The sequence below is a fragment of the Dyadobacter sp. HNCC25DJ183 genome, from assembly GCF_056895175.1.
This window is the reverse complement of the sequence record NZ_JBXHAP010000008.1, coordinates 431,806-454,416: the sequence shown is the minus strand read 5'-3', so window position 1 is coordinate 454,416 and position 22,611 is coordinate 431,806. Positions and strand designations below refer to the sequence as shown.

The following is a 22,611-nucleotide window of genomic DNA, read 5'->3' as shown; positions in this document are numbered from 1 at the left end:
GTCAGTTAGTTAATCAATTTGAATAACGATTTAATAAGAAGTTAATAATGGGAAAACCAACCGGATTTTTAGAGTTTGAAAGGGAATTGCCTAAAAAGAGAAGTGTTGATGAGCGCATAAGGGATTACAGTGAGATTGAAACGGCACCTACGGACTCTAATTCCAAACAGCAGGCGGCCCGTTGTATGGACTGCGGCATTCCTTTTTGTCATAATGGTTGTCCTCTCGGAAATATCATTCCCGAATTCAATGATGCAGTTTACGATGAAAACTGGGCGCTGGCTTACGAGATTCTCTCGTCAACCAACAATTTCCCTGAATTCACCGGCCGCATCTGCCCGGCTCCTTGCGAAGCTTCGTGTGTACTTGGCATTAACAAGCCACCGGTAGCTATCGAATACATCGAGAAAGCCATTATAGAAAAAGCATTTGAGCTGGACCTTGTAAAACCACGCATTCCTAAAACACGCACCGGCAAGAAAGTGGCCGTTGTGGGTTCAGGACCTGCAGGCCTGGCGGCTGCATACCAGCTTAACCAGGCTGGTCATACAGTAGTGCTGCTGGAAAGAGCTGATAAGATCGGCGGATTGGTACGCTACGGTATTCCCGATTTCAAGCTCGCTAAATCCGTTATCGATCGTCGCCTTGCAGTAATGGAAGCAGAAGGCGTTGAATTCCGTACCAATGTAAATGTAGGTGTGGATATCAAAGCTGATGAACTGACCAACGAGTTCGACGCGGTTATCCTGACAATGGGATCTACTGTGCCGAGGGACGTGAAAATTCCGGGCCGCCATTTGAAAGGCGTGCATTTCGCAATGGAGTTTTTGAGCCAGCAAAACAAAAGAGTAGCCGGTATCAATCCTGAATTCGATCACCGTGGTGCTGCTTATGTGAATGGACAGATAATCGCAAAAGACAAACATGTTGTCGTAATTGGTGGTGGTGATACTGGTTCTGACTGTGTAGGAACTTCGGGTCGTCACGGTGCGAAATCCGTTACCCAGATCGAATTAATGCCGATCCCTCCAAAAGAACGTGACGCAAGTACGCCGTGGCCAAACTGGCCGATGATGCTACGCACGTCGACTTCACACGAAGAGGGCTGCGACAGACATTGGTCTATCAACACCAAGGAATTTGTAGGTGATGAAAACGGCAATCTGAAAGAGCTGAAAATCGTTGATCTGGACTGGCAGAAAGATCCTGAGACGGGCAGAATGCAAATGGCAGAAGTACCTGGCAGCGAGCGAAACATTCCGTGTGAGCTGGCATTCCTGGCCGCTGGCTTCCTGCACCCGCAACAGGAAGGTCTGCTTACCGACCTGGAACTGGAATTTGACGAAAGAGGAAACATCAAAACCAATGGTTACCAATCTACTACCAATGAAAAAGTGTTTGCAGCAGGAGACTGTCGCCGCGGACAATCTTTGGTAGTTTGGGCGATCAGCGAAGGCCGCGAGGCTGCCAGAGCTGTGGATGAATTCCTGACAGGAGAATCGTTTTTGGAAGCAAAAGCATTGTCCATGTTCAATCCGGTATTTGCGCACGCCTGATCAATAACAGACAATCCAAGTCTGTCTTCCAATATCTTTTGACAAGAAGCTGTCCAATCCGGGCAGCTTCTTACTTTTGATACCCCTATATTTGGTCGAAAATTTCGTCAGAACAGACACATAGTTCATGTTTTTACACAATTCCCCATTCTGGCTACGGGCATTTTTCCCCGGGTTTACCTGGCGCATTAAGACGGATGAGAAAAAGCTTTTCATCACATTTGACGATGGCCCGATTCCGGATATAACAGAATTTGTATTGGACACCCTGCGGGATTTCAATGCGAAGGCGACGTTCTTCTGCATTGGGGACAATGTGCGAAAGCATCCCGATATTTTCAGCAAAGTGCTGGCGGCCGGGCATACTATTGGTAACCACACGTTCAACCATTTGAACGGGTGGAAAACTGATGACCAGGAATACCTCAGTAATATTCAGAAATGCGACGAGCAACTGGCTTTATCTACGGTTCTGTTCCGCCCGCCTTATGGGAGAATAAGGAAAACGCAGTCGAAAGTAGTATTGCAAAACAGGAAGATCATTATGTGGGATGTGCTGACTGCTGATTTTTCACAGGAGCTGACTCCCGATAGAGTTTTGCAAAAGTCGATACAATACTCCCGGAACGGATCCATTGTGCTGTTTCACGACAGCATCAAAGCCGCCAGGAATATGCAGTTTACCTTGCCCAGGTATCTTGAACATTACGCAGAGAAAGGGTTTACTTTCGAAGCTTTACCAATGAAGTGGAATGGCATTTGATTCTATTGAAAACAGGCACGCGCGCATCAGTATCCTTGTAGCAGCCCGAAATGAGGAACAAAATATAGAAAGGTGCCTGCAATCGCTGAATGCACTCCGGTTTCCGGAAGGAGAAATTGAAATACTGATCGGAGACGATAATTCAGACGATCATACAGCTTTACTCGTACAACAATTTTGCATTGACAAACCCCAATTTAAATATCACAAAATCACCAGTCAGCTTGCGGGACTAAAAGGAAAAGCCAACGTGCTGGCTCAGCTGGCACACTTCGCAACCGGTGACTACTTTTTCTATTGCGACGCGGACATCGCCGTGAAGCCCGGCTGGGTTGCAGAAATGCTCCCGCACTTCAAACCAAATACAGGTGTTGTTGTCGGTCTTACAAGAATGAAAAAGTCACATTTCCTGGCTGATCTGCTTTCGATGGAGTGGCTTTTCGCATTGACCGTCACCCGATTTTTTTCTCTGCTCAAAATTCCCATTACCGGAATGGGCAATAATATGGCGGTAAGCCGGGAAGCTTATTTCGCTATCGGAGGTTATGAGAAGATTGGATTCTCGATCGTGGAGGATTACGCACTCTTTATCGCGATTGCAGACAGCCGTTTTGACTTTCAAATGGCGTACAAAGAAGAGGTTCTCAGCATTTCGGAGCCTGTAAATACTTTTTCTGAACTTCTGAAACAGCGGAGAAGGTGGATGCAGGGAGTTATGCAATCATTCTGGGTCACCAAGCTCAGCCTTTTCGTTTCATCACTGATCGTACCCCTGCTCTTTTTGGTATCGCTCTGGCTCCCCATTGATCCCATAACGAGCGTTATTCAGTATTACCTATTGATTACGGTCATTTCCCTGATCGCGATAATTATGCTGAAACAACCCGACCTATGGAAAGCCGCATTGTTATTCTGGTTCTACATGGTAAGCATCGGTCCGATCATGCTGTTGAACTATTATTCACCGGGGAAGACCGTTTGGAAAGGGAGGGAGTACTGAGAGGGCTGTCGGCTGTCGGCTCTCGGCTTTCATACCCTAAATCCCTAAAGGGACTTTTTTTTGCTTTTTGGAAAAAGTGGTTTTATGGCACTTATAAACTCATTGACTCATAAACTCATTCACTCATTCACTCATTCACTCATCCCCCCTCCCATGATCGAAACCCACGCACATATTTACAGCGACGACTATAATGATGACCGGGCTGCTATGCTTGAACGGTCCTGGATGGGTGGTGTTGAGCAGATTTGGATGCCTAACTGTGATTCGGGTACTATTGCGCCGATGATGGAACTTGCGCGGGCTTTTCCGGAAAAATGTCTTCCTATGATCGGTCTGCACCCGACTTACGTGAAGGATGATTTTGAAAAGGAATTACAGATCATGGAAGAGTGGCTGGACAAGTATCCGTTTATTGCCGTGGGTGAGATCGGGATGGATCTGTATTGGGATGTGACGTACCGGGAACAGCAGGAAAAGGCATTTCTGTACCAATGCAAGCTCGCCCGAAAGCATGATCTTTGGATTGATATCCACAGCAGAAATGCGTTCCGGGAGACAGTAGCCCTGATCGAGCAATTTGGCGACAGCCAGCTGAATGGAATATTCCATTGTTTTACAGGAAATCTGGACGAGGCGAAAAAGGCCATTGAGCTTGGATTTAAACTAGGGATCGGCGGCGTTTCTACATTCAAGAATGGCGGCTTGGATAAGGTGATCCCGTTTGTGGAGCTGGAACATCTGGTGCTCGAAACCGACGCGCCTTATCTGGCGCCTGTACCCTACCGCGGGAAACGTAATGAAGTTTCGTACATTGATATCGTCGCGCAGCGCGTTGCCGATTTGAAACAAATAACAAAAACAGAAGTCATCGCTGCTACCACTCAAAATGCGTTAAGTCTTCTCAGGTAAGCTAAGTATGAATTATTCCAAAATTTACCTTAATCCCATTTCACCGGCGCCAACTTCCGGCTCTGTACTTGTGATATATACCGGCGGTACGCTGGGCATGGTGTATGAAACGAAGGACAGGCAACTGGTGCCCTTTAATTTCGAACAGATCATTGAAAAAGTGCCGGAAATAAGCCGGCTTGATTTCGAGATCACTTTCCTTTCATTGTCAAAGCCCATCGATTCTTCGAATGTAAACCCTGAGATATGGGTTGAACTTGCACAGATTATCGGCACGCATTATGATCAGTATGACAGCTTTGTGATCCTGCATGGAACGGATACAATGGCGTACACGGCGTCAGCTCTGAGTTACCTACTGGAAAATCTGAACAAACCCGTGATCCTGACAGGCGCACAGCTGCCGATCGGTGTAGCGCGATCGGACGCCAGGGAAAATGTGATTACGGCACTGGAACTGGCGGCTGCAAGAAATCCGGACGGCACTCCAATCATTGCCGAAGTATGCATTTACTTCAACTCTTCGCTGTTGCGCGGCAACCGTTCCAAAAAGAAAGAAAGCTCTGACTTCAATGCATTTCACTCAGAGAACTATCCCCCACTCGCAACAGCGGGCGTGCATATTGACTACAATTTCCCGTATATCAAACCCTACCAGCCAAATGCGGGATTGATTGTTCATAGCGCCCTGAATACGCGTGTGGCATTTTTGAAGATGTTCCCTGGCATTAGTGCGGAAGTAGTTCAGGCCATTCTGGGCATTGAAGATCTGCGTGGTATCGTGCTCGAAACCTTCGGCGCAGGCAATGCAACGACCGACATCTGGTTCCTCAGCGCGATCAGCAAAGCAATTGAGAAAGAGATCGTGATTTTCAATGTATCGCAATGCGACGGCGGACGCGTTGCGCAAGGCCAATATCAAACCAGTAAATACCTGCAGCAAGCCGGTGTAGTAAGCGGCTCCGACATCACAGCCGAAGCCGCTATAACCAAGATGATGTTCGTTTTCGGAATAGAAACCGATTATCAAAAGTGCGTACAGCTGCTGGGAACACCATTACGGGGAGAAATGAGCATTTGATTCGCCCCGGATTTGTATTACAGCTCAGCTTTGTTATATTTGCACCCCGTAACCACAAAATAGAGAGGTGCCCGAGTGGTTGAAGGGGCTACCCTGGAAAGGTAGTATGTGGGTAACTGCATCGTGAGTTCGAATCTCATCCTCTCTGCAAAAAGGTCAATTTTCGATATGAAAATTGACCTTTTTTTATGCCCGCGAATCAGCTGATAAATATGTAAAGCCACAAACCTCAGTCAGCAATCAGCACCCGCACCGGCCCCAGTAACCCGGAAGGTGTGAGTTGCCAGCTTTCCAGCACTTTGACATTCGTTTTGGTCAATCGCTTTTCTAATGGTTTCGTCCGGTCGCCGATGAGGCGGTTCCGCCAGGTGTTCACGACTTCTACCTGCAAATCATTGTCTTTTTCGCGTAAAAGTCCGCTTACATTCACCCGGAGCGGCGGCGCCCAAAGGATACCCAGGTCTTTTCCATTCAAAGTCACTTTCGCGATACCGATATCCTTTACTTCTCCCAAATCCAGAAACACAGATTTCCCTGTGCTCAAAGCCTGGTTTGCATCAAACTTTTTGGAATAAACCGCCTTACCCGAATAAAACTTAATCCCCTGTTCATTCCGGTCGGTCCAGCTGGTCAGCTCGGTGAATACCGCTTTTTCTGGCCCGCCCCATTTCGTATCAAATGCCACATCCCAGGCACCGTGAAGTGTTGTGACTGTCTGATATTCCAGGAAATTAGTCTTAGCAGTACCGTTACCAGACTTTTCGATATCCTTTTTGAAAACAACAAAAATGGAACCGTAAGGATCAAATTGCAGCGGCACATAAGTAATACCATCTTTTTGGGTAAATGCGGCGGCTGGCCTCGTTTCGCCGGTTACCGCATTCCAAAGTTCCGGCTGCTTGCCCGAAATGCGGAATGCTGCGGTCATCTTCGAAGCAGCGCGATTCTGGCTGCTGATAAAATAAAGATCGGTATCCGGCGTAACGCGGTGAATGTAATCATAGCGACTGCCCGATTCCTTTTCTACAACTTCCATATCAAACGCAACTCCTGCCGAGCGCAGGTATTCAGCCGCATTCTGCCCCCAAACCACCAGACCTTTTCCTACTTTGCGCGAGCCCGTCGCCTGATTTTCAGTGCCCCAAAGTGCGTCGGCGATCTTTTTCAGACTTTGCTCAGAAGCAGGGTATTTCACCAGACTTGCCGTAGTGACCGCTTTATTTCCAATAATAGTCGCACCTGCTTTCACCAATGCATCCACCTTAGTGAGAGCCGCGAGTGACAGCGTTTTGTGATCCGGCAAAGCCAGCACGCGGTAGGAAACGCCGTGTGGCAAAACGAGTTTCCCGTCTTTTACTTCCAATGCAAGCAGCCGGTCCTCATTGATCAGGTCGTAGTCAAATCCCGGCAACGCGCCTGCCGGATCATCCTCTTTGAGCCTGCCGATATTGGGAGAGTGATCGCCGTAATAATAGAGCACGTCGGCCACGGAAGTGCCTTGCTGCAGCAGGTACTGGCACCGGGTCAGGTATTTGATAAACTCCGTTGAATGGTTCCACCACGTTACATTGGGATTAAAATGCGTCCCTGCGAAATATTCCTGGCCGGGAAGGCCCATGACTTTGGGCGAAGCGGTGAATGTGTGCAGGTAAACGAGGTTCAATCCCGCGCAAAACTCATGGTCAGCGCTGGGTTTCATATCCGACCACATTACGTCATTCCAATGCGGGCCGATAGTCGTAAATGATTCTGCACCTACGAGTTTCTTATTAAATATCTTGGCCGCGCTTCCTGCCTGTTTTACAAAAAAACGATCAACCGGCCGGGCGCGGTGTGGCGACGGCGACCAGAATTCACTCATCATGATCTCGCTGTGACCATAGTTTTTCAATCCGTCAAATGGTCCCGCGTGCGGCCCGGCAGATTCCGGTTGCAGCCCGATCCCGTATGCGGCGGCACGTTTTGCAAATGTGCCGTAGTGTTTTTCGGAAATCAGGTCGCCCAGCGTTTTGCGGAGATCGGCCAGGAACCGGTTACTTACCTCGCGGTTTTCTATGATTTTGCCAGCCAGTATGGGCAGATACGGAATCGGATCATAGCCGCGGTATCTGATAAATTCTTTTTCAAAACCTTCGGTCCAGTTCAAACCGCCTGCTTCAAAACTGTCCGTCTGCAGGTACCTCAGCGTTTTACCAGCCATCGGCCCGATCGCTTTGAGCAGCGGCTCCACATGCGTGTCCCAGTAACGGTTAAAATTCTTTTCACTCAGATAATCGATCACGTGCCCCTGCCATTTGCCGCTCGATGTGGAAACCTCGGCATCAGTGGGCGTGAATCCCATTCGCAGGATCGTCCATTCTCCGGCGGGCGCTTTCCAGCTGAGTTTTCCGTTTTTGAAATGTTTGGTAATGTTGATTACCTGCTTCAAAGCGGCATCCTCCTCGCCTGGGGTACCTGGAATATCAGTTAATAACGGGCGCGTTTCAGGCGCGGAACCGCCTACCTCGCGGGTAGCCGCTTTATTGGCTAACTCGCTGATCGGAGCACGGTTTGTGAAGGTTTTGGAAGGAACCGCCAGTACTACAATGTCGCGGTAGTAATCATAGCGCACTTCGGGCATAGTCAGTTCCACATTGACGGCTGTACCTCCTTTTACCTTTGTTTCTGAAAAAACCACCTGCTTGGCAGTTTCCGCAGGGGTAACGTCGGGCCCGCCCAGGTTCCAGCCGCTCTGAATGCTCATCGACATCACCAGCCCCAGCCGGTCGGCCTCCTTGATGGCATGCACATAGAGTTCCTGCCAGGCCGGCGAGCCAAACATCGGGCCTTCCGGAACCTGATCATTCCCGCGCTGCTCGGCACCACCGGCATCGAAAATACAGGCGCCGCTGAAACCTTTGGCCTTCATTTCTTCCAAATCCCGCGTGATGGTTTCTTTATCGATATTCCCATTCAGCCACCACCACCAGCAGCGGATACCGTAGTCGGAAGTTGGGTTTTGAAAAACCGAAGGTTCGATGATGACGGTACTTTTCTGAGCACATGCAGTTCCAAATGATAGCACCGCCAGCATGGCGATCAGGCAACATGAACTTAATTTTTGAAGCATTAGATCAGTAATTTTCTTAAATAAAAAATGGTCAAAAAGATCAGGAGTTTAAAAGAATAGCCCGAACCGAAATCCGGGCTACTGCTTTAAATTAACACTAAAACATTCCCCTTGCTATCGTTGCCAGCCCGGATTTTGTTCAAGCGCCACATCCTTGTTCGTATCAATAATGGTTTGCGGGATCGGCCACAGATTGTAGTTGAATGTAAGCGTAGCCTTTGCTTCCGGCCAATACGCATATTGTCTGATACGGTCCACTGCGATCGTGCCGCCCATGCGAAGCAGCGTATTCCATCTTGCTTCTTCATAAATCAGTTCACGCGCGCGCTCATCCAGGATCATGCTGAATTTATCGTCCATATCCGCCGCAGTCACCTTGTAAGTAGCCCGGGCGCGCGTTCTCAGCAAATTAATATCGGCCGCTGCGCCCGCTTTGTCACCTGTGCGTTGTTTCGCTTCGGCACGCAAAAGAATAGTTTCGGAAAGACGGATAAAATAATCATCACGGAAGAGGTTGCTCATGTTTTCACCGTCAGCCAGACCTGTGTATTTGTCCGTCGCAATCTTGCAGGATACCGGGTATACCAGGCTGGTGTTGTTCAAATTGGTTGTCGCGTCGCTGCTTCCATTGTACAATACTTCCCAGGGAACCGGCTTTTTGTAGTAAGGCGATGTGCTCACATTTCCATTAAACACCCGGCGGAACACGATTTCCGAATTGCGAAGGTCCGCGCCGAATTTGTCTGCATAAACGCCATCTCTTACATACATTGTAGGGATAATCTGTGCGATACCGCGACCGCCTACGTCTTCCAGTGTACCAGTCAGGTGATCTTTGGCACCATCACGAAAAACCGGTCCGTAGGTGCGGGAATAAGGTAATTTGGATCTCCCGTCTTCTGCACGGTAGGCCGCGTAATCCACCTGCAACGCCCAGATACATTCCCTGTTTCCGTCCTGATAGTTCACATTTCTTTCCTGGAACAAATCCCAGTACACATTACCCTGCGCCTCAGTACTTCTTGATCCGAAACGTGAGGTCATCAAAGAATAAGTCCCGCCATCGATCACCTTGTTGGCATAGGCAATAGACTGTCCGAATGCCGCCTGACCTTCTGCCGATTTTCCTTCTGCAACGAGCTGCGTGCCCATAGCCAGGTACAATTCTGCGAGATAGTGCTGTGCTGCGCCTTTCACCACACGGCCGCCGCTCACGGTGGTTTCAGGTAGATCTTTTTCTGCTTCCAAAAGATCATTAATAGCAAACTGATACGTTTCCACACGTGTAGCCCGCTCGAAATTATATTGCGGCACTTTTGAAACGGTAGTCACCAATGACACCCCTCCGAAAAGCTCGGCCAGGTTACGATAACCATAAGCGCGGAAAAACTTCGCTTGCGCGATGATATTGGCCTTTTCTGCTTCCGAAGAAAAGGTGATATGCGGAAGCTGCGCGGCCTCCAAAGCCAGGTTTGCTTTCGATATCAGCTGATAATAAGTGCTGTAAATATTGTAGAACGTACCATTGTCTGCATTGATCAACCCGTAGTTGTTGAATGTGGAGCCTTTGCGGATACTGGCCACATCGTACATATCGGTACCATTGCCCCGCAGTACAAAAATCCAGCCTTCCTCCGCCGGGTTTGCCCAGAGGTCGCGGACCTGGGCATAGGCGCCCACCAAAACCTGGTCTACCTGCGCAGAAGTGGAGAATGCATTATCGACGGTGTAAAAAGTAGTAGGGTTTTCCTTCAAAAAACCATCATTGTCGCAGCTGGTCAGATTTGCCAGCATCATCAGTCCCCAGAAGGATTTTCTTGAAAGTATATTTCTCATTTTAATAATGTTTTTAGAAACTGATATTAGCACCAATTGAGAAGGAAGTCGGGACAGGGAAAGTGTTCTGACGCACCGTAGTACCTGTTTCGGGATCTCCTCCCTCCCATTTTGTAAACCTGGCGAGGTTTCTGGCACTCACAAAAATCTTGGCAGAGTTCATTTTCAGCCTTGATATCCATTCAGGTTTGAAACGGTAAGAAAGCGTTACGTCCTGCAAACGGACAAAAGCTCGTGACTGCAAGCCCAGAAAACGGCCGTCGCCGGTAAAATAGGCAGAAGGGTATTCGTTGCTCGCATTCTCTGGCGTCCAGTACGGTTTCGAAACCATGTTATCGTTGAAACGACCTGTCCCTGCCGTCATGTAGGCATCCTGGTTAGCGCGCAAAAAGCGGTTGCCGCCCCCGAAAGTACCTGTGAGCATCACGTACAATTCGAAATTCTTGTAGTTGACATTGTTGCTCATATTCAACCTGAAATTTTCCTGCGCATAACCGAGGATTTTTCTGTCGTCAGGCGTAATCCCTGGCTTTCCGTCGATATCGCGATACTTTGGCGCGCCGGGTGCTGCACCTGTGAGCGCAATGTATTCTGCGTCGCCTTGCTGCACTATCCCGATCTGCTCATAGCCGAATATGGTTCCAAGCGGCTGTCCGATAAAAAGGTTATTGGCAATGTCATCGTCCTCCCTGCCGTCGCCGTTATTATCTTCTCCGTAAAGTTTGGCCAGCTTATTTCTGTTTTGCCAGAATGTAAACGAGGTATTCCAGCTCAGGTCCCTGCTTTTCAAATTCACCGAGCGTACCGTAATCTCGACACCCCGGTTATTCACTTGTCCCATAGAAGTCCGGATGGTTTTGAAACCCGTCATCACAGGAATGTTACGCGTAAAGATCTGGTCGGTTGTTTTGCCGTAATACATATCCAGGTCGAGGAACAAACGATTGTTCAACCAGGCTGACTCAAATCCTGCGTTCCACGATGTCGTAGTTTCCCAGCCCAGGTCCGAGTTGCCCAATGCGCTTTGATACAGACCATAATTGATCACGCCAGGCTGATTCGACCATTCGTATCTTGATCCGCCGCTTGCTGCATTGGCAATGGTGGAGAGCGTCGCGAACGGTGCAATGCCCTGGTTTCCATTCTGTCCGTACGAGAACTTCACTTTCAGGTTATTAAGCGGGGCGAAACTTTTGAGGAACTCTTCGCTGGTCAGTTTCCACGCGACACCGGCTGCCATGAAATTCGCCCATTTGTTGTTAGCTCCGAAAACACTCGCGCCGTCGCGGCGATAAGATCCTGTGAAAAAGTACTTGTCGTCGTAAGAGTAGCTCGCGCGGGCAAGGTAACCGATATTCGAACGCTCATTTGCGTCCAGGTTCACACGCTGCACGGTTGCTTTGTGCAAACCCCACATATCCAGCGTGGTATTTCCATTGGCCGCAAAGTTGTTTCCCGAAGACGATACCAGTTGATACTGCTGATGGTCGCGCGTAGCTACCAGTGTCAGGTCGATTCCGTGTTTACCAAAAGCATTTTTGTAGTTGATAATGTTATCAAAAACATAGCTTTTATTTCCATAAGTATTGATCACGCCATTTGCATTGGTCAGAAAACCCTGGATCGTGGAAGGCGAATAGCGGTTAAGACCTTCTCCTTCCTGCACGTAAAAACGCTCGTTTGTGAAGTTTCCGGACTCATTGCTGGTGATGTTGTAAAGCAGGTTAACCCGGTAACTTAAACCTTCCACCCACGGAACATTAATGACCGCATTGGAATTGATGCGATAATTAAGCCGCACATCCTGGTTGCTGCGCGTTCCATCATTCACACCCCAGAGCGGGTTAATGGCGGATTGCGTGTAAGGATATTTTTCAAGATTCCCCATTTCATCGCGGTACATGACACCGTACGGCGACATGGTTTGCGCCTCGTTGATGTTGGCCGCAAAACGGGTTTCCGGCTGCGCTGCATTCGGGTTGCTGTTTCTTCCAATCAATGGATCAGTTCCGGTATAGGTCCTTTTGGAATAACCCGCATCCACTCCTACTTCCAGCCAATCGGTAATGTTCGCCTTCACCTTACCCGAAAGCGAGATCCTGTCGAAACCGTCACCGATCACAATACCTTTGTTTTTATCATACGCGGTGGACATATAGTAGCTTACACGCTCGCTTGCGCCCGACACGGCTGCCTGATGTGTTTGTATCACACCTGTCCGCGTCACCTGATCCAGCCAGTTGGTTTCTTTTCCCGCCGCCAGATTCGCCAGTTCGCCGGGTTTCATCCAGTTGGTAGAGCCTTCTGCGTACTTATTTCTTGCATTCACCACTTTGATCCACTCTTCACCTTTCATCATTTCCGGCCTGTTCTGCCAGGTCTGAAAACCGATGGATGAATTCAATGTAATCACAGGCTTGCCCACCTTTCCTCTTTTGGTAGTAATCGCAATCACCCCGTTGGCAGAGCGGGAACCGTAAGCTGCTGCAGAGGTAGCATCTTTAAGCACGTCGAAAGACGCGATGTCGCTGGGATTGATATCTGCCAGGTTTCCAAGGAAAACAACGCCGTCCAAAACGATCAGAGGTTCATTCGATCCATTGATCGAATTTTGCCCCCGGACATCAACACTTGGCTGTCCCCCGGCCGTGTTCGAAGGCCCGATGTTCAATCCGGGCAAGCTTCCTTTCAGTGCTTCCAGTGCATTCATGTTGGGCATGAGCGCGATAGAAGAACCTTCCATTTTCAATGAACTCACCGATCCCGTAAAATCCTGGCGCTTGGCAGTACCATATCCGATCACGACTACTTCTTCCAGCGCCTTCGTGTCGGGTTTCAATGCAACCTGAATGGATGTCTGAATGCCGGGCTGTATTTCCTGTGCAATGTAACCTACGAAAGAAAAAACGAGGGTTACATTGTCATTCGGAATAGATAAGGAAAATTTTCCTTCAACATCCGTGGACGTACCCGATGCAGTTCCCTTGATTGTAATGCTGACGCCAGGCAGCGCCTCGCCGGTATCGTCCTTCACCAATCCCGTGATGGTACGATCGATCGCTCTGCCAATCGGGGCGGGTGCGAGCGGTTCGAGCTGGGGAATCTCGGATACAGTTCGCTCCGATCTCTTAAGAATAATCTTGTTCCGGATCTGTTTGAAGGAAATCTGATCGGGTCGAAACATGCTTTCCAGCACTTCGCTCAGCTGCTTGTCCTCCATTTGAAGGGTTATTTTCCGGTCAACAGGGAGTAACTGTAAGCTATATACGAACTTCACGTTCGCGCTTGATTCCAGTATTGATAATGCTTCCCTGATCTGCTTTTGCTCTACTTTAATGGAAACCCGCTGCGAAAGAAGCTGCTGCGCCTCCGAGGTATGGGCATGTCCGTAAGCAGTTGCGATCAGGAGCAGCATTAGTTGAATGCTTGACAACTTCATAATCGTCCACAAGGGATTTATGATCTTTTGACTTTTTTTCATTTTTTTGTAAGTGATAGATCTCTTAACACGATGATTTACAACTCCCAGCGTTCATTTCCAGTGAACGTCCGCATTATTCAGGTAATCGGAGCGGGAGAAGCCGAAGCATGTTTCCAGCATCTTCGGCTTTTGCTTTTTTGAGGAGGTATTTTTTACTGCATAGGACGAGGGTTTACGGGTTAATGTTTATTTCAATGGCGGACAGCCTGGGCCGACAAGTGTGATCGTATCGCCGGTCAGCTGGTACTCGGCACTGATACTTTCACAAAGAATTTCCAGTTGTGAAAACAGTGTATTTTCCTGCGACAGATCAGCGTTGATATTGCAGTTCCGGAGCTTTTCGTTTTGAAGCAGGATTTTGACACCGTAGGCATTTTCAAGAATTTTCACGATGTCGGGCAGAGAAGCTCCCGCATAGTTGAACTCTGCCCGGTCAATCTGCAATGCATTGTTTTTAAGCAAAGTAGGCTTTTCAACCAGGCCCGTAACGAGCTTCTCGCCTTCTTTGAAAAACGTTACTTTCTTGTTCTGGGTCAAAACCACTTTGCTTTCGGGCAGCTCGTTTTCCCCGGCAGCTTCTGCCTTACGCACTTCCACAACACCTGTCATCACAGCCACCTCTATACTCTTTGTCTTCGAATTTTCCCGAACCGTAAAGCTGGTACCCAGCACTTTGGTGATGATGTTATTGGCATGTACAAAAAACGGCCGTGAAGGATCGTGCGCAACTTCAAAAAACACATCGCCCTTTAAAAAAACCGTCCGCTCACGGGCATTGAAATGCACTGGATAATAAAGCGAAGCGCCGGGTTCCAGCACCGCCTTGCTGCCGTCCGACAATGTAAATGACATTGGTTTTGAGCCTGCATTGTGCGCCTCCTGCATTCCCGTCAGCACTTCGTTTCTGACACCCGCAATCACCTGCTCCTCGCGCGACAATGTGCGGTAAGCGACCAGCCCGATCACCAGCAGCATGCAGGCAGCCGCCAGTTTGATATACATATTTCCAAAACGGGGACGGAAATCGCTGTGGGTTGCAGGCTTTTTATTGTTATCCATTTTGCCTTCTATGGCCGCCCACATGGCTTTTCCTGCCTGATCCTCGCTCAGTACACTCTTATTTTCCTCCGAAAAGTCGATCGAATCGTACCATAGGTCCATCGCCTGCTTCTCGTCCGCATCGACTTGTTTTTTCTGGTAACGGTTCAGCAGTTTCAGGAAACCACTTAAATTTTTTATCATGCGTGTAATGGATTTGCATAGAAACAAACGGGCGCATTGCCCGCTTTTGTAGTAAGTCGAGCAAGTCTCCTACGACCGCAAATGATTTTATAATTCCTTTAAAAAATTATAAAAAATTGGCAGTTTGCATTAAAAATTATTGGTTTTGTAACTATACCGGGAAGGCTTAGAACCAGGACATGAAGGAAAGCATGAGCACCGGTATGTAATCTTTGAGGCTCGACCGTAAGGCTTTCAGACCTTGGGTAATGTGGTATTCGACGGTACGTAATGGAATGTCAAGCATGGAGGAGATTTCGTCCGGGCTGCTGTGGTGTATCCTGCTAAGTTCAAAAATGCGCCTGGTTTTTTCGGGCAAATTGTTGATACAATGTCTTATCGAGCGGGTCAGTTCATTGAATGCAAGCGTTTCTTCAGTGTCGAAAGATTCGTCCTGGCTGCTCAGTTGCATGAGTTGGATGTAGCGCTTTCTCTGGAATTCTTTTTTGAAAAAATCCAGCACTTTGTATTTGATGGCCGAATGAAGATATCTTTCCAGGTCACCGATTTCGGCCTGCCCGCGCCGGAGCCACAGGTCCAGAAAAACGTCTTGAACCATTTCCATTGCATTCTCCTCGGTCCTTACCTTGCTAAGTGCTACCCTGTAAAGCCTGGCATGGTAGCGGTTGTAAATCTTTTCAAAAGCATGTTTGTCACCTTGGGCTAAGAGCTCCACCAACTCCGTATTTTCATTGCTAATGGCGTGCATTATTTACAAGGGCGATTGATTTACAACCACAAAAGACCAATCCGCCACCCTTTTACTTAGAAATGAATGAGCACGCGCGGAAGCTGTGTGTCTGTTTTGTATGTTACTGTCTTGCCGCTTGCAGTGAAGCTTTGGTTGGTAGTAAGCAGGACCTTTTTCCTAATTCGGATTCAGCAACTTGCGAAAGGCCGCGGGCGACAAGCCGGTTTTCTGCTTGAATAATTTGTTGAAAGATTGCGGATGCTCGAAGCCGAGTGCATAGGCCACATCTGCTGTGGTTAGTGAATCGCTCCCAAACATTTCCTTGGCTTTTTCGATCATTATCAAATGAATGTGCTGCTGGGCTGTCATTCCTGTGAGGGATTTCAGCATATCGGACAAGTAGCGCTGGGAAACTTTCAATCGCTCGGCTATCTCCTGGGGCGTTGGCAAACCACTTACCAGCGCATCTTTCCTCTCGAACCGCTCCATTAAAAACGCATTCAACTGATCGATCAGATCGTGATGCATCACATTACGTGTCAGAAATTGACGGTTATAAAATCGGTTGCAATGATGCAGCAGCAGTTCGATCTGCGAAACCAGCACATTCAGGCTGAAATTGTCAGTTTGAGTTTTCAGCTCCGTTGCTACCGATTCAAAAACAGATTGAATTACATATTTCTCTTTTTCGGAAACGAATAATGCTTCCTGAACCGAATAGGAGAAAAAGCCATATCCGTGAATGCGGGAGGCCAGCGGATGTTTAAAAAAAAGATCCGGGTGAAAGTATAATGCATAACCTTCGTGCTCCTCCAAATCATCGGAAAGCTCGACAATCTGATTTGGCCCTACAAAAGCAAGCCCACCATCGCGAAAGTCGTAAGTTCCGGGCCCGTATCTGGCCTTTCCATTGAACCGTAGCTTAAATGCTATTTTATAAAAATGCAGTAAATATTGGCTCCCCGCATCGGCCAGGCAAGGCTTATTTTCATCATAATTGACCAATGTGACCAGCGGATGCAGGGGCGACGGCAAGCCGACGCGCTCCATTAAGGCGGAAATGTTATCGAAAACCACTGGTTGTGCCTGCATGTCTGTTTAATGTCTTTTTTTGCAAATACGAATATAAAGCCTGCAAATTTAATCCTGAATAGCCGGGCGGATTACAATGTCGCCAATATCTACCTGATCCGGCTGGGCGATCGCGTAGGCAACTGCCTCGGCAATGGCCGCCGCTGGAATAGCAATCTCGCTCGCCCGCTGAGTCAGAACATCCCGGATGGATTCATTCTTGATTTTGCCCGCAAATGGTGTGTCTACAAACCCGGGAGATATCCCTGTAACACGCCAACGGCCTTTCGACTCTTGCCGTAAAGCTTCGCTGATCGTGCGGACTGCATTTTTTGTAGCCGCATAGACGCCCATTGTGGGCACAATGCTAATGCCTGCTGTCGAAATGATATTAATTATATGCCCCGAACCCTGCGATTTAAAAACCGGCAATGCGGCGGCAATGCCGTAAAGCGTGCCTTTCAGGTTCACGTCAATCATCTGCTCCCAACCCTCTACATCAATATCTTCCAATAATTGTAGCTGACTAATGCCCGCATTATTAATGATCACATCCAAACGCCCGAATCCCTTCAATGCTAATTGTACGAGTGAAGCAGCATCAGTGCGTTTGGTAACATCGATTTGCTGATACACCGCCTGACCGCCTGCTTCTTGAATACGTTTTGTCAAGCGCTCCAACATTTCTGTCCGACGGGCTCCTAGAACGACTTTCGCCCCATTTGCTGCCAATAATTCCGCTGTGGCCTCGCCTATGCCACTGCTTGCACCGGTGATGGCAACCACTTTATTTTTGATTCCATTTGTCATATCGTAAGGTTAAAAGTTACGATACAAAATTCTTGAAACGAAGGTCCAAAAGTGTAGCCAGGATCGCCGAATGTGTAGCCGGAGTTTACGATCGCACGTCGTGAATGGGTTTCGAATTTTGTATCTTACCAAAAATTCAAAAACACCCACACACGAATGAAAACCGCCCTCACGCATCTACCACAAAACAAGCAAGACGAGTTAAAAGAGCTTACCCAAATTATCCTCGACAAAGTGCCCGCTGAAATGATCATTCTCTTCGGCAGCTACGCACGGGGTGACTGGGTCGAGGACTATCAGCCGAACTATGAATACGTGAGCGATTTTGACATTCTGATCGTCACGAAAGACAAAAATTCCGCAAAGCAAGTCAAGAAATCGCGGGAGCTAGATGAGGAACTGATGGCCGATGATGAAATGACGAGGACGAGCATCATTTACCACAGTATTGGTTTCGTAAATGACAAGATCGAGCGCAATTACTTCTTCTTTGTCGATATCCTGAAAGAAGGGGTCATGCTTTTTGATTCCGGGAAATTCTCGTTAGCAGAGCCTAAAAACCTAAATTCGGCACAAAGAGTTGAAAAAGCGACAGAACAATTTGAGCATTGGTTCGAAAGCGCAAACCACTTCTTTGAAGCCTTTGAATTTTTCTTTCAAAAAGGAGAGAGTAAAATAACCTACTACAATAATGCAGCATTTGAACTTCATCAAGCCACTGAAAGATTTTATGCTGCAATTCTTCTTGTTTTCACGGATTATAAGCCGAGAATCCATGACATTGAGATTTTGGGAAATCAGGTAATAAAGCAACATGCAGAATTTGGAACTGTTTTCCCAATGACGAACGAGGAGGAAAAACGGCTGTTTTTGCTTTTGAAAAAGGCGTATATCGATGCGAGGTATAACAGGAATTACAAGATTGAAAAAGAGGAATTGGAATATCTGGCTGACCGTGTAAGAATACTTAGAGACTTAACAGAGCGGATTTGTAATGAGCGCATTGCGCAGTTTATGGAATGACGAGAGAGTTAAGTCACGGCTAATTATCAGCCCCTCTCGATATCCAAAACCGATAAAATTCGGCCATTACTGGCTTGGGAATAAATGTTATTGAAGCGGTCGGCGGGCCTAAAACCCTTCCTTGCATCAACCCACCGCTCGGCGATATATTTCAGGTTAACGTACAACAAGGATTTGTATTTGTGAAATGGATTGAGGGCAGACTTCGTTAGAATCCCAAACTAATCAAAAGCTGCCCGTCGAAACCAAACCTACAAAAGTCCTCCCGAAACGGTGATCCGCTCGCCAGTTACCCAGACGGCTTCACCCGAGGCCAGGAATACGGCAACTTTTGCGATATCTTCCGGCTGACCGATCCGGCCCAGTGGTGTGAGGGGGAGCATTTGTTTTTCGATGTCTCCGCCGATGATACCCATTTCGTGGTTCCCTTCGGTGTCAGTCACACCCGGGGCAATGGTGTTGATGCGGATATTTTTCGGGCCCAATTCTTTCGCTAATGTTTTGGTAACATTGTCGATACCGGCTTTGGATAGGTGGAAAACATAAAGGCAGGATCTTATGGTATCTGCATGAGCATTCCATCCTGCGCTACGGAGAACTGGGCAGGACTTTGCCGGACGTGACAACCAAGATGCTGACCCAAACGCTGCGTGAACTGGAAGCCGACAACCTGATCGCCCGGAAGGTGTATCACGAAGTACCGCCCAAAGTGGAATATACATTGACCGAAGTCGGGCAGGAACTCATCCCCTTTATTGAATATCTCCGGCAATGGGGCGAGAAGCAGATCAAAAAAAGTTCGGTTGCAGTATCTGATTGAGAACTTCCGCCAGCTGCGCTGATTTCTCGAAAGGCCGTTGCCATAGACTTTGGATCAGCTGGCAAGGTAACCTCCATCCACCGGATAATACGCACCGGTAACAAAGGATGATTTCGCACTGCTTAGCCATAACACGAGCTCAGCCACTTCGTCCGGCTCTCCCAACCTGCCGACAGGGTGTTTGGTCACCAGCCAATCCAGGGTACTGGCATCCATATCTTTAAGCAGCGGCGTTTTGATGAAGGCAGGCCCTACTGCATTGGCCCTGATGCCCTTTGCACCGTATTCGAGTGCTATATTCTTTGTTAGTCCCACAACTCCGTGCTTTGCAGCGACGTATGCAGCACTATTGGCAAATCCTACATTTCCCAGAATCGACGCCATATTTACGATCGTGCCGCTACCCGCATTCAGCATGGCAGGGATCTGGTACCGCATTCCGTAGAATACACCCGAAAGATTGATCGCGATCACTTTGTCCCAGGCTTCGATCGGATATTCTCCAACCGGCGCCGAGGCACCGCCGATCCCGGCATTGTTGCAGGCAATATGCAGCGCCCCGTAAGTAGCCACAGCTGCATCTACAAGTGCCGCATTATCAGCAGGAGAAGATACGTCAGCCCTGAAAAAGAATGACTCCCCGCCTGCCTTGCGTATCATTTCCACTGTTTCCAATCCTTCCTTCTCATGCACATCGGAGACGACCACTTTTGCTCCTGCAGCTGCATAAATCAATGCTACACTTCTGCCAATTCCGGAGCCTGCTCCTGTAACGATCGCAACTTTATCAAGTAAATCCATGATTCAAGATGTTAAGTAAAAGATGCTACGAAGGTATGGACAGCCCGCCATGATACTGGTGACTTTGGCGGCGATTGAAAGTGACATTCATCAGTTTTCGTTCACATTGATATATCTCAATAACGTCACCTTTGCTAAGGCAGAGAAGCTGCTGGCACCATTTTTGACCTTTTTGCAAGGCGGCGCAAATCAAGGATCAGAGATTGTTTAACTCAGTCTCTCCGAACAACATTACAATTCCTGTCCCGAAATCATCAACACTTATTCCGCCGCTGAGCATATGACCTCCCTGATTGAAGAATTTATTAAACAAGCGAGTTACCTGGCTATTTTTCTATTGATGCTTCTGGAAAATATCTTTCCGCCGCTGCCGTCAGAAATCATCCTGTCCCTGAGTGGGATCGCCGCTGTAAAAGGCGAGATCAATCCCATTCTTGCTGTACTCTCGGCCACGTTAGGCTCGCTTGCAGGCGCGGGTTTCTGGTACTGGGTAGGAAAGAAAGTAGGCCCCGACCGCCTCGAAAGTTGGGTCAAGCGGAAAGGTGTCTGGATTGGTTTATCAGAGGAATCCTACCAGAAAGCGCTCCGGTTTTTTGACAAACATGCAGCCGTCGCCGTATTCTGGGGAAGAATGGTGCCCACGTTCAGGACATTCATTTCCATTCCCGCGGGGCTGGTAGCCATGAAACCGGTCAAGTTTCTGAGCTACACTTTCGCCGGCACGCTCATCTGGTCTTCCATTGTCTTTTTTGCAGCTTACTATTTTGGCAACAAATACCAGGGTGCATTCGACACGGTCGGGAAAGTATTCAATTACCTGTTCCTCGCTTTCATCCTGCTTTACGTTGCGCGGCTTGTCAGGAGCTGGCTCAGCAGGAAGAAAGAGTAGCGAGTATTTAGAGGCTTGCAGCAACTTCCAAGATTGGCGATAACAATTTTCTTTCCTTCAAATCCTTCATTTGCCTGTTATTCTGATCGATTCTTCCAGCTGTTTCTTCAAAATGTCATGATTTTGAGAGGGCTGTGTCGAAAAGATCTTCCCATTCGGATCTATGATATAGGTACTTGGGTAGGCGGTTACCTGATACGATTGAATGATCGGGTGTGTACGAAGCTGATTTTCTGTAAAAGCATGCAAGCCTTTCACGCCAAACCTGGCTACCGCCTTCTTCCAAACCTCCCTGTTATCAATCGATACCGTTAAAAAAACAATGCGATCGTCATTCTCAAAATGCTTTTTGACGGGTTCAATGGCTTTAAATAGCATGTTGCACGGCCCGCAGCTCGCAAACCAGAAATCGAGATAAATGGTTTTGCCTGAAAATGAAGAAAGGTTAATCTTTTCGCCACTTAGGTTTTCCAATGAAAAATCCGGCGCCTTATCCCCTGCTATCAGCGGCTTGTATCCGTTCAGCAAATTTTCAATGCTTTGTCTGTGCGCGCTATTTTCCAATGTCGATATAGCAGCCCGCATTACCAACTGATCGGCTACGGAAGGTTGGTTTGCAAAATCGGATTTCAATGTCAGATAGAGCACCGGATCACGCAGCTCACGGGGCAACATATCTGCCAGCAAACGATACTTTTTTGTGGCAAAATCGGCCGTCACAGGCTGGACATTCTCTTCCAGATAAATCGAGGCAACTGTTTTAACTGCGTCGGCATAGAACATGGATCCCGCAAATGCCTTGTCGAATTGCAACAGTGCCTGCATTCTCATAATGGATTCTTTATTGAGCCTGTCTCCCTGTGTTTTCAGAATGTTGTCAAAAGAATCGCCAAAAATAGCTACCAGCAGATTATACCTGGCCGACAGACCCGCAGCAGCCAGGTAACCCCGGAGTTGCGCGGCACTTTCAGCACTCATTGAACCAGCAGATTGACTTATCTTTTTTCCTACAACATCATGCAGGCTGTCCAGCGCGGCAAACGCGAAATCGACCGGGTAATGCTGCGCCTTAGCTGCCGAAACGAGCTTTCTTGCAAAAACTTTAATCTCATTAATGGAATAGCAAATCCCGAATTTCTCCTTGCCGACACCTGTATAAACAATGGAAGTCGCAAAGTTCAGCTTGTCGTACCGGAGATAAATGCTGTCACCAGGCGCAATAAACCCGCCAAAATAATTTACTCCGTCACTGATATTCAGGAACGTAGGCGCAGTGATGTCAAATTCATGTTCAAACTTTCCGTCTTTCACCGGGATCAAAATGCTGACATTCCCGGTTTGAAGCTGTGGCGCAATGACCATGCATTGCAAACTGCCGCTATCCGCATTGGCAACCGACCCACTGATATGCGCGATCCCCGCGAGTGCATTGTGGCCAATCAAAAACATCAAAAGCTGAATAAAGATATTTGTTCTCATGGCTGATA

Annotated in this window: 19 protein-coding genes and 1 tRNA gene; 10 read left to right on the top strand and 10 right to left on the bottom strand. The window is 48.0% G+C overall.

Annotated elements, in window-relative coordinates:
• Positions 1 to 47 precede the first annotated feature (47 nt).
• From AC1XTG_RS21585 to AC1XTG_RS21560, 6 genes are all read left to right on the top strand, one after another.
• Complete coding sequence (locus tag AC1XTG_RS21585; protein WP_484843404.1) at positions 48 to 1,556, top strand: glutamate synthase subunit beta; 1,509 nt, start codon at positions 48 to 50, stop codon at positions 1,554 to 1,556.
• 127 nt (positions 1,557 to 1,683) lie between these two features.
• A complete protein-coding gene (locus tag AC1XTG_RS21580) occupies positions 1,684 to 2,319 on the top strand; it encodes a polysaccharide deacetylase family protein (RefSeq protein ID WP_484843403.1) in 636 nt (211 codons plus the stop codon).
• Entirely contained in the window at positions 2,309 to 3,319 is a 1,011-nt protein-coding gene (locus AC1XTG_RS21575) for a glycosyltransferase (protein ID WP_484843402.1), read from the top strand. The genes AC1XTG_RS21580 and AC1XTG_RS21575 overlap by 11 nt, the downstream gene beginning before the upstream one ends.
• Positions 3,320 to 3,472: 153 nt before the next feature.
• Positions 3,473 to 4,231, top strand: a complete 759-nt coding sequence (locus AC1XTG_RS21570) for a TatD family hydrolase (RefSeq protein WP_484843401.1) — start codon at positions 3,473 to 3,475, stop codon at positions 4,229 to 4,231.
• A gap of 7 nt (positions 4,232 to 4,238) precedes the next feature.
• Positions 4,239 to 5,312: an asparaginase gene (locus AC1XTG_RS21565; protein ID WP_484843400.1), complete on the top strand. Its 1,074-nt coding sequence runs from the start codon at positions 4,239 to 4,241 to the stop codon at positions 5,310 to 5,312.
• Positions 5,313 to 5,373: 61 nt separating this feature from the next.
• Positions 5,374 to 5,460 (top strand) — tRNA-Ser (locus tag AC1XTG_RS21560).
• Positions 5,461 to 5,541: 81 nt separating this feature from the next.
• Here the strand turns inward: AC1XTG_RS21560 and AC1XTG_RS21555 are convergent.
• The 7 genes from AC1XTG_RS21555 to AC1XTG_RS21525 all read right to left on the bottom strand — a co-directional run bounded on the left by AC1XTG_RS21555 (position 5,542) and on the right by AC1XTG_RS21525 (position 17,591).
• On the bottom strand, positions 5,542 to 8,421 hold the full coding sequence (locus AC1XTG_RS21555; RefSeq protein WP_484843399.1) for a glycosyl hydrolase: 2,880 nt from the start codon (positions 8,419 to 8,421) through the stop codon (positions 5,542 to 5,544).
• A gap of 114 nt (positions 8,422 to 8,535) precedes the next feature.
• On the bottom strand, positions 8,536 to 10,257 hold the full coding sequence (locus tag AC1XTG_RS21550) for a RagB/SusD family nutrient uptake outer membrane protein (RefSeq protein WP_484843398.1): 1,722 nt from the start codon (positions 10,255 to 10,257) through the stop codon (positions 8,536 to 8,538).
• A gap of 13 nt (positions 10,258 to 10,270) precedes the next feature.
• On the bottom strand, positions 10,271 to 13,738 hold the full coding sequence (locus AC1XTG_RS21545; protein WP_484843397.1) for a SusC/RagA family TonB-linked outer membrane protein: 3,468 nt from the start codon (positions 13,736 to 13,738) through the stop codon (positions 10,271 to 10,273).
• A 186-nt stretch (positions 13,739 to 13,924) separates the two neighbouring features.
• Positions 13,925 to 14,980 carry a FecR family protein gene (locus AC1XTG_RS21540; protein ID WP_484843396.1) on the bottom strand — a complete coding sequence of 352 codons (1,056 nt, stop codon included), beginning with the start codon at positions 14,978 to 14,980 and terminating at the stop codon, positions 13,925 to 13,927.
• Positions 14,981 to 15,146: 166 nt separating this feature from the next.
• Positions 15,147 to 15,728: an RNA polymerase sigma factor gene (locus AC1XTG_RS21535; protein ID WP_056283604.1), complete on the bottom strand. Its 582-nt coding sequence runs from the start codon at positions 15,726 to 15,728 to the stop codon at positions 15,147 to 15,149.
• Positions 15,729 to 15,887: 159 nt separating this feature from the next.
• A complete protein-coding gene (locus tag AC1XTG_RS21530) occupies positions 15,888 to 16,802 on the bottom strand; it encodes a helix-turn-helix domain-containing protein (protein ID WP_484843395.1) in 915 nt (304 codons plus the stop codon).
• A 48-nt stretch (positions 16,803 to 16,850) separates the two neighbouring features.
• Positions 16,851 to 17,591: an SDR family oxidoreductase gene (locus AC1XTG_RS21525; RefSeq protein ID WP_484843394.1), complete on the bottom strand. Its 741-nt coding sequence runs from the start codon at positions 17,589 to 17,591 to the stop codon at positions 16,851 to 16,853.
• A 156-nt stretch (positions 17,592 to 17,747) separates the two neighbouring features.
• Here AC1XTG_RS21525 and AC1XTG_RS21520 point away from each other — a divergent pair, with 156 nt between their 5' ends.
• A complete protein-coding gene (locus AC1XTG_RS21520; RefSeq protein WP_484843393.1) occupies positions 17,748 to 18,614 on the top strand; it encodes a HEPN domain-containing protein in 867 nt (288 codons plus the stop codon).
• A gap of 251 nt (positions 18,615 to 18,865) precedes the next feature.
• Here AC1XTG_RS21520 and AC1XTG_RS21515 read toward each other — a convergent pair whose 3' ends face one another.
• Positions 18,866 to 19,099: an SDR family NAD(P)-dependent oxidoreductase gene (locus AC1XTG_RS21515; RefSeq protein WP_056283612.1), complete on the bottom strand. Its 234-nt coding sequence runs from the start codon at positions 19,097 to 19,099 to the stop codon at positions 18,866 to 18,868.
• Positions 19,100 to 19,143: 44 nt separating this feature from the next.
• Between AC1XTG_RS21515 and AC1XTG_RS21510 the strand changes: the two genes are divergently transcribed.
• Positions 19,144 to 19,434 (top strand): winged helix-turn-helix transcriptional regulator, encoded by a 291-nt coding sequence (locus AC1XTG_RS21510; protein WP_484843411.1) that lies wholly within the window; start codon positions 19,144 to 19,146, stop codon positions 19,432 to 19,434.
• Between the two features lie 54 nt (positions 19,435 to 19,488).
• On the opposite strand, the gene AC1XTG_RS21505 is transcribed toward AC1XTG_RS21510, so the two are convergent.
• The gene (locus tag AC1XTG_RS21505; RefSeq protein ID WP_484843392.1) at positions 19,489 to 20,235 is read right to left on the bottom strand and encodes an SDR family NAD(P)-dependent oxidoreductase; all 747 of its coding nucleotides are present in this window, start codon (positions 20,233 to 20,235) and stop codon (positions 19,489 to 19,491) included.
• A 22-nt stretch (positions 20,236 to 20,257) separates the two neighbouring features.
• Here AC1XTG_RS21505 and AC1XTG_RS21500 point away from each other — a divergent pair, with 22 nt between their 5' ends.
• On the top strand, positions 20,258 to 20,446 hold the full coding sequence (locus AC1XTG_RS21500; protein WP_484843391.1) for a hypothetical protein: 189 nt from the start codon (positions 20,258 to 20,260) through the stop codon (positions 20,444 to 20,446).
• 69 nt (positions 20,447 to 20,515) lie between these two features.
• On the top strand, positions 20,516 to 21,124 hold the full coding sequence (locus AC1XTG_RS21495) for a DedA family protein (RefSeq protein WP_484843390.1): 609 nt from the start codon (positions 20,516 to 20,518) through the stop codon (positions 21,122 to 21,124).
• Positions 21,125 to 21,190: 66 nt separating this feature from the next.
• On the opposite strand, the gene AC1XTG_RS21490 is transcribed toward AC1XTG_RS21495, so the two are convergent.
• Positions 21,191 to 22,603 carry a TlpA family protein disulfide reductase gene (locus AC1XTG_RS21490; RefSeq protein ID WP_484843389.1) on the bottom strand — a complete coding sequence of 471 codons (1,413 nt, stop codon included), beginning with the start codon at positions 22,601 to 22,603 and terminating at the stop codon, positions 21,191 to 21,193.
• Positions 22,604 to 22,611 lie beyond the last annotated feature (8 nt).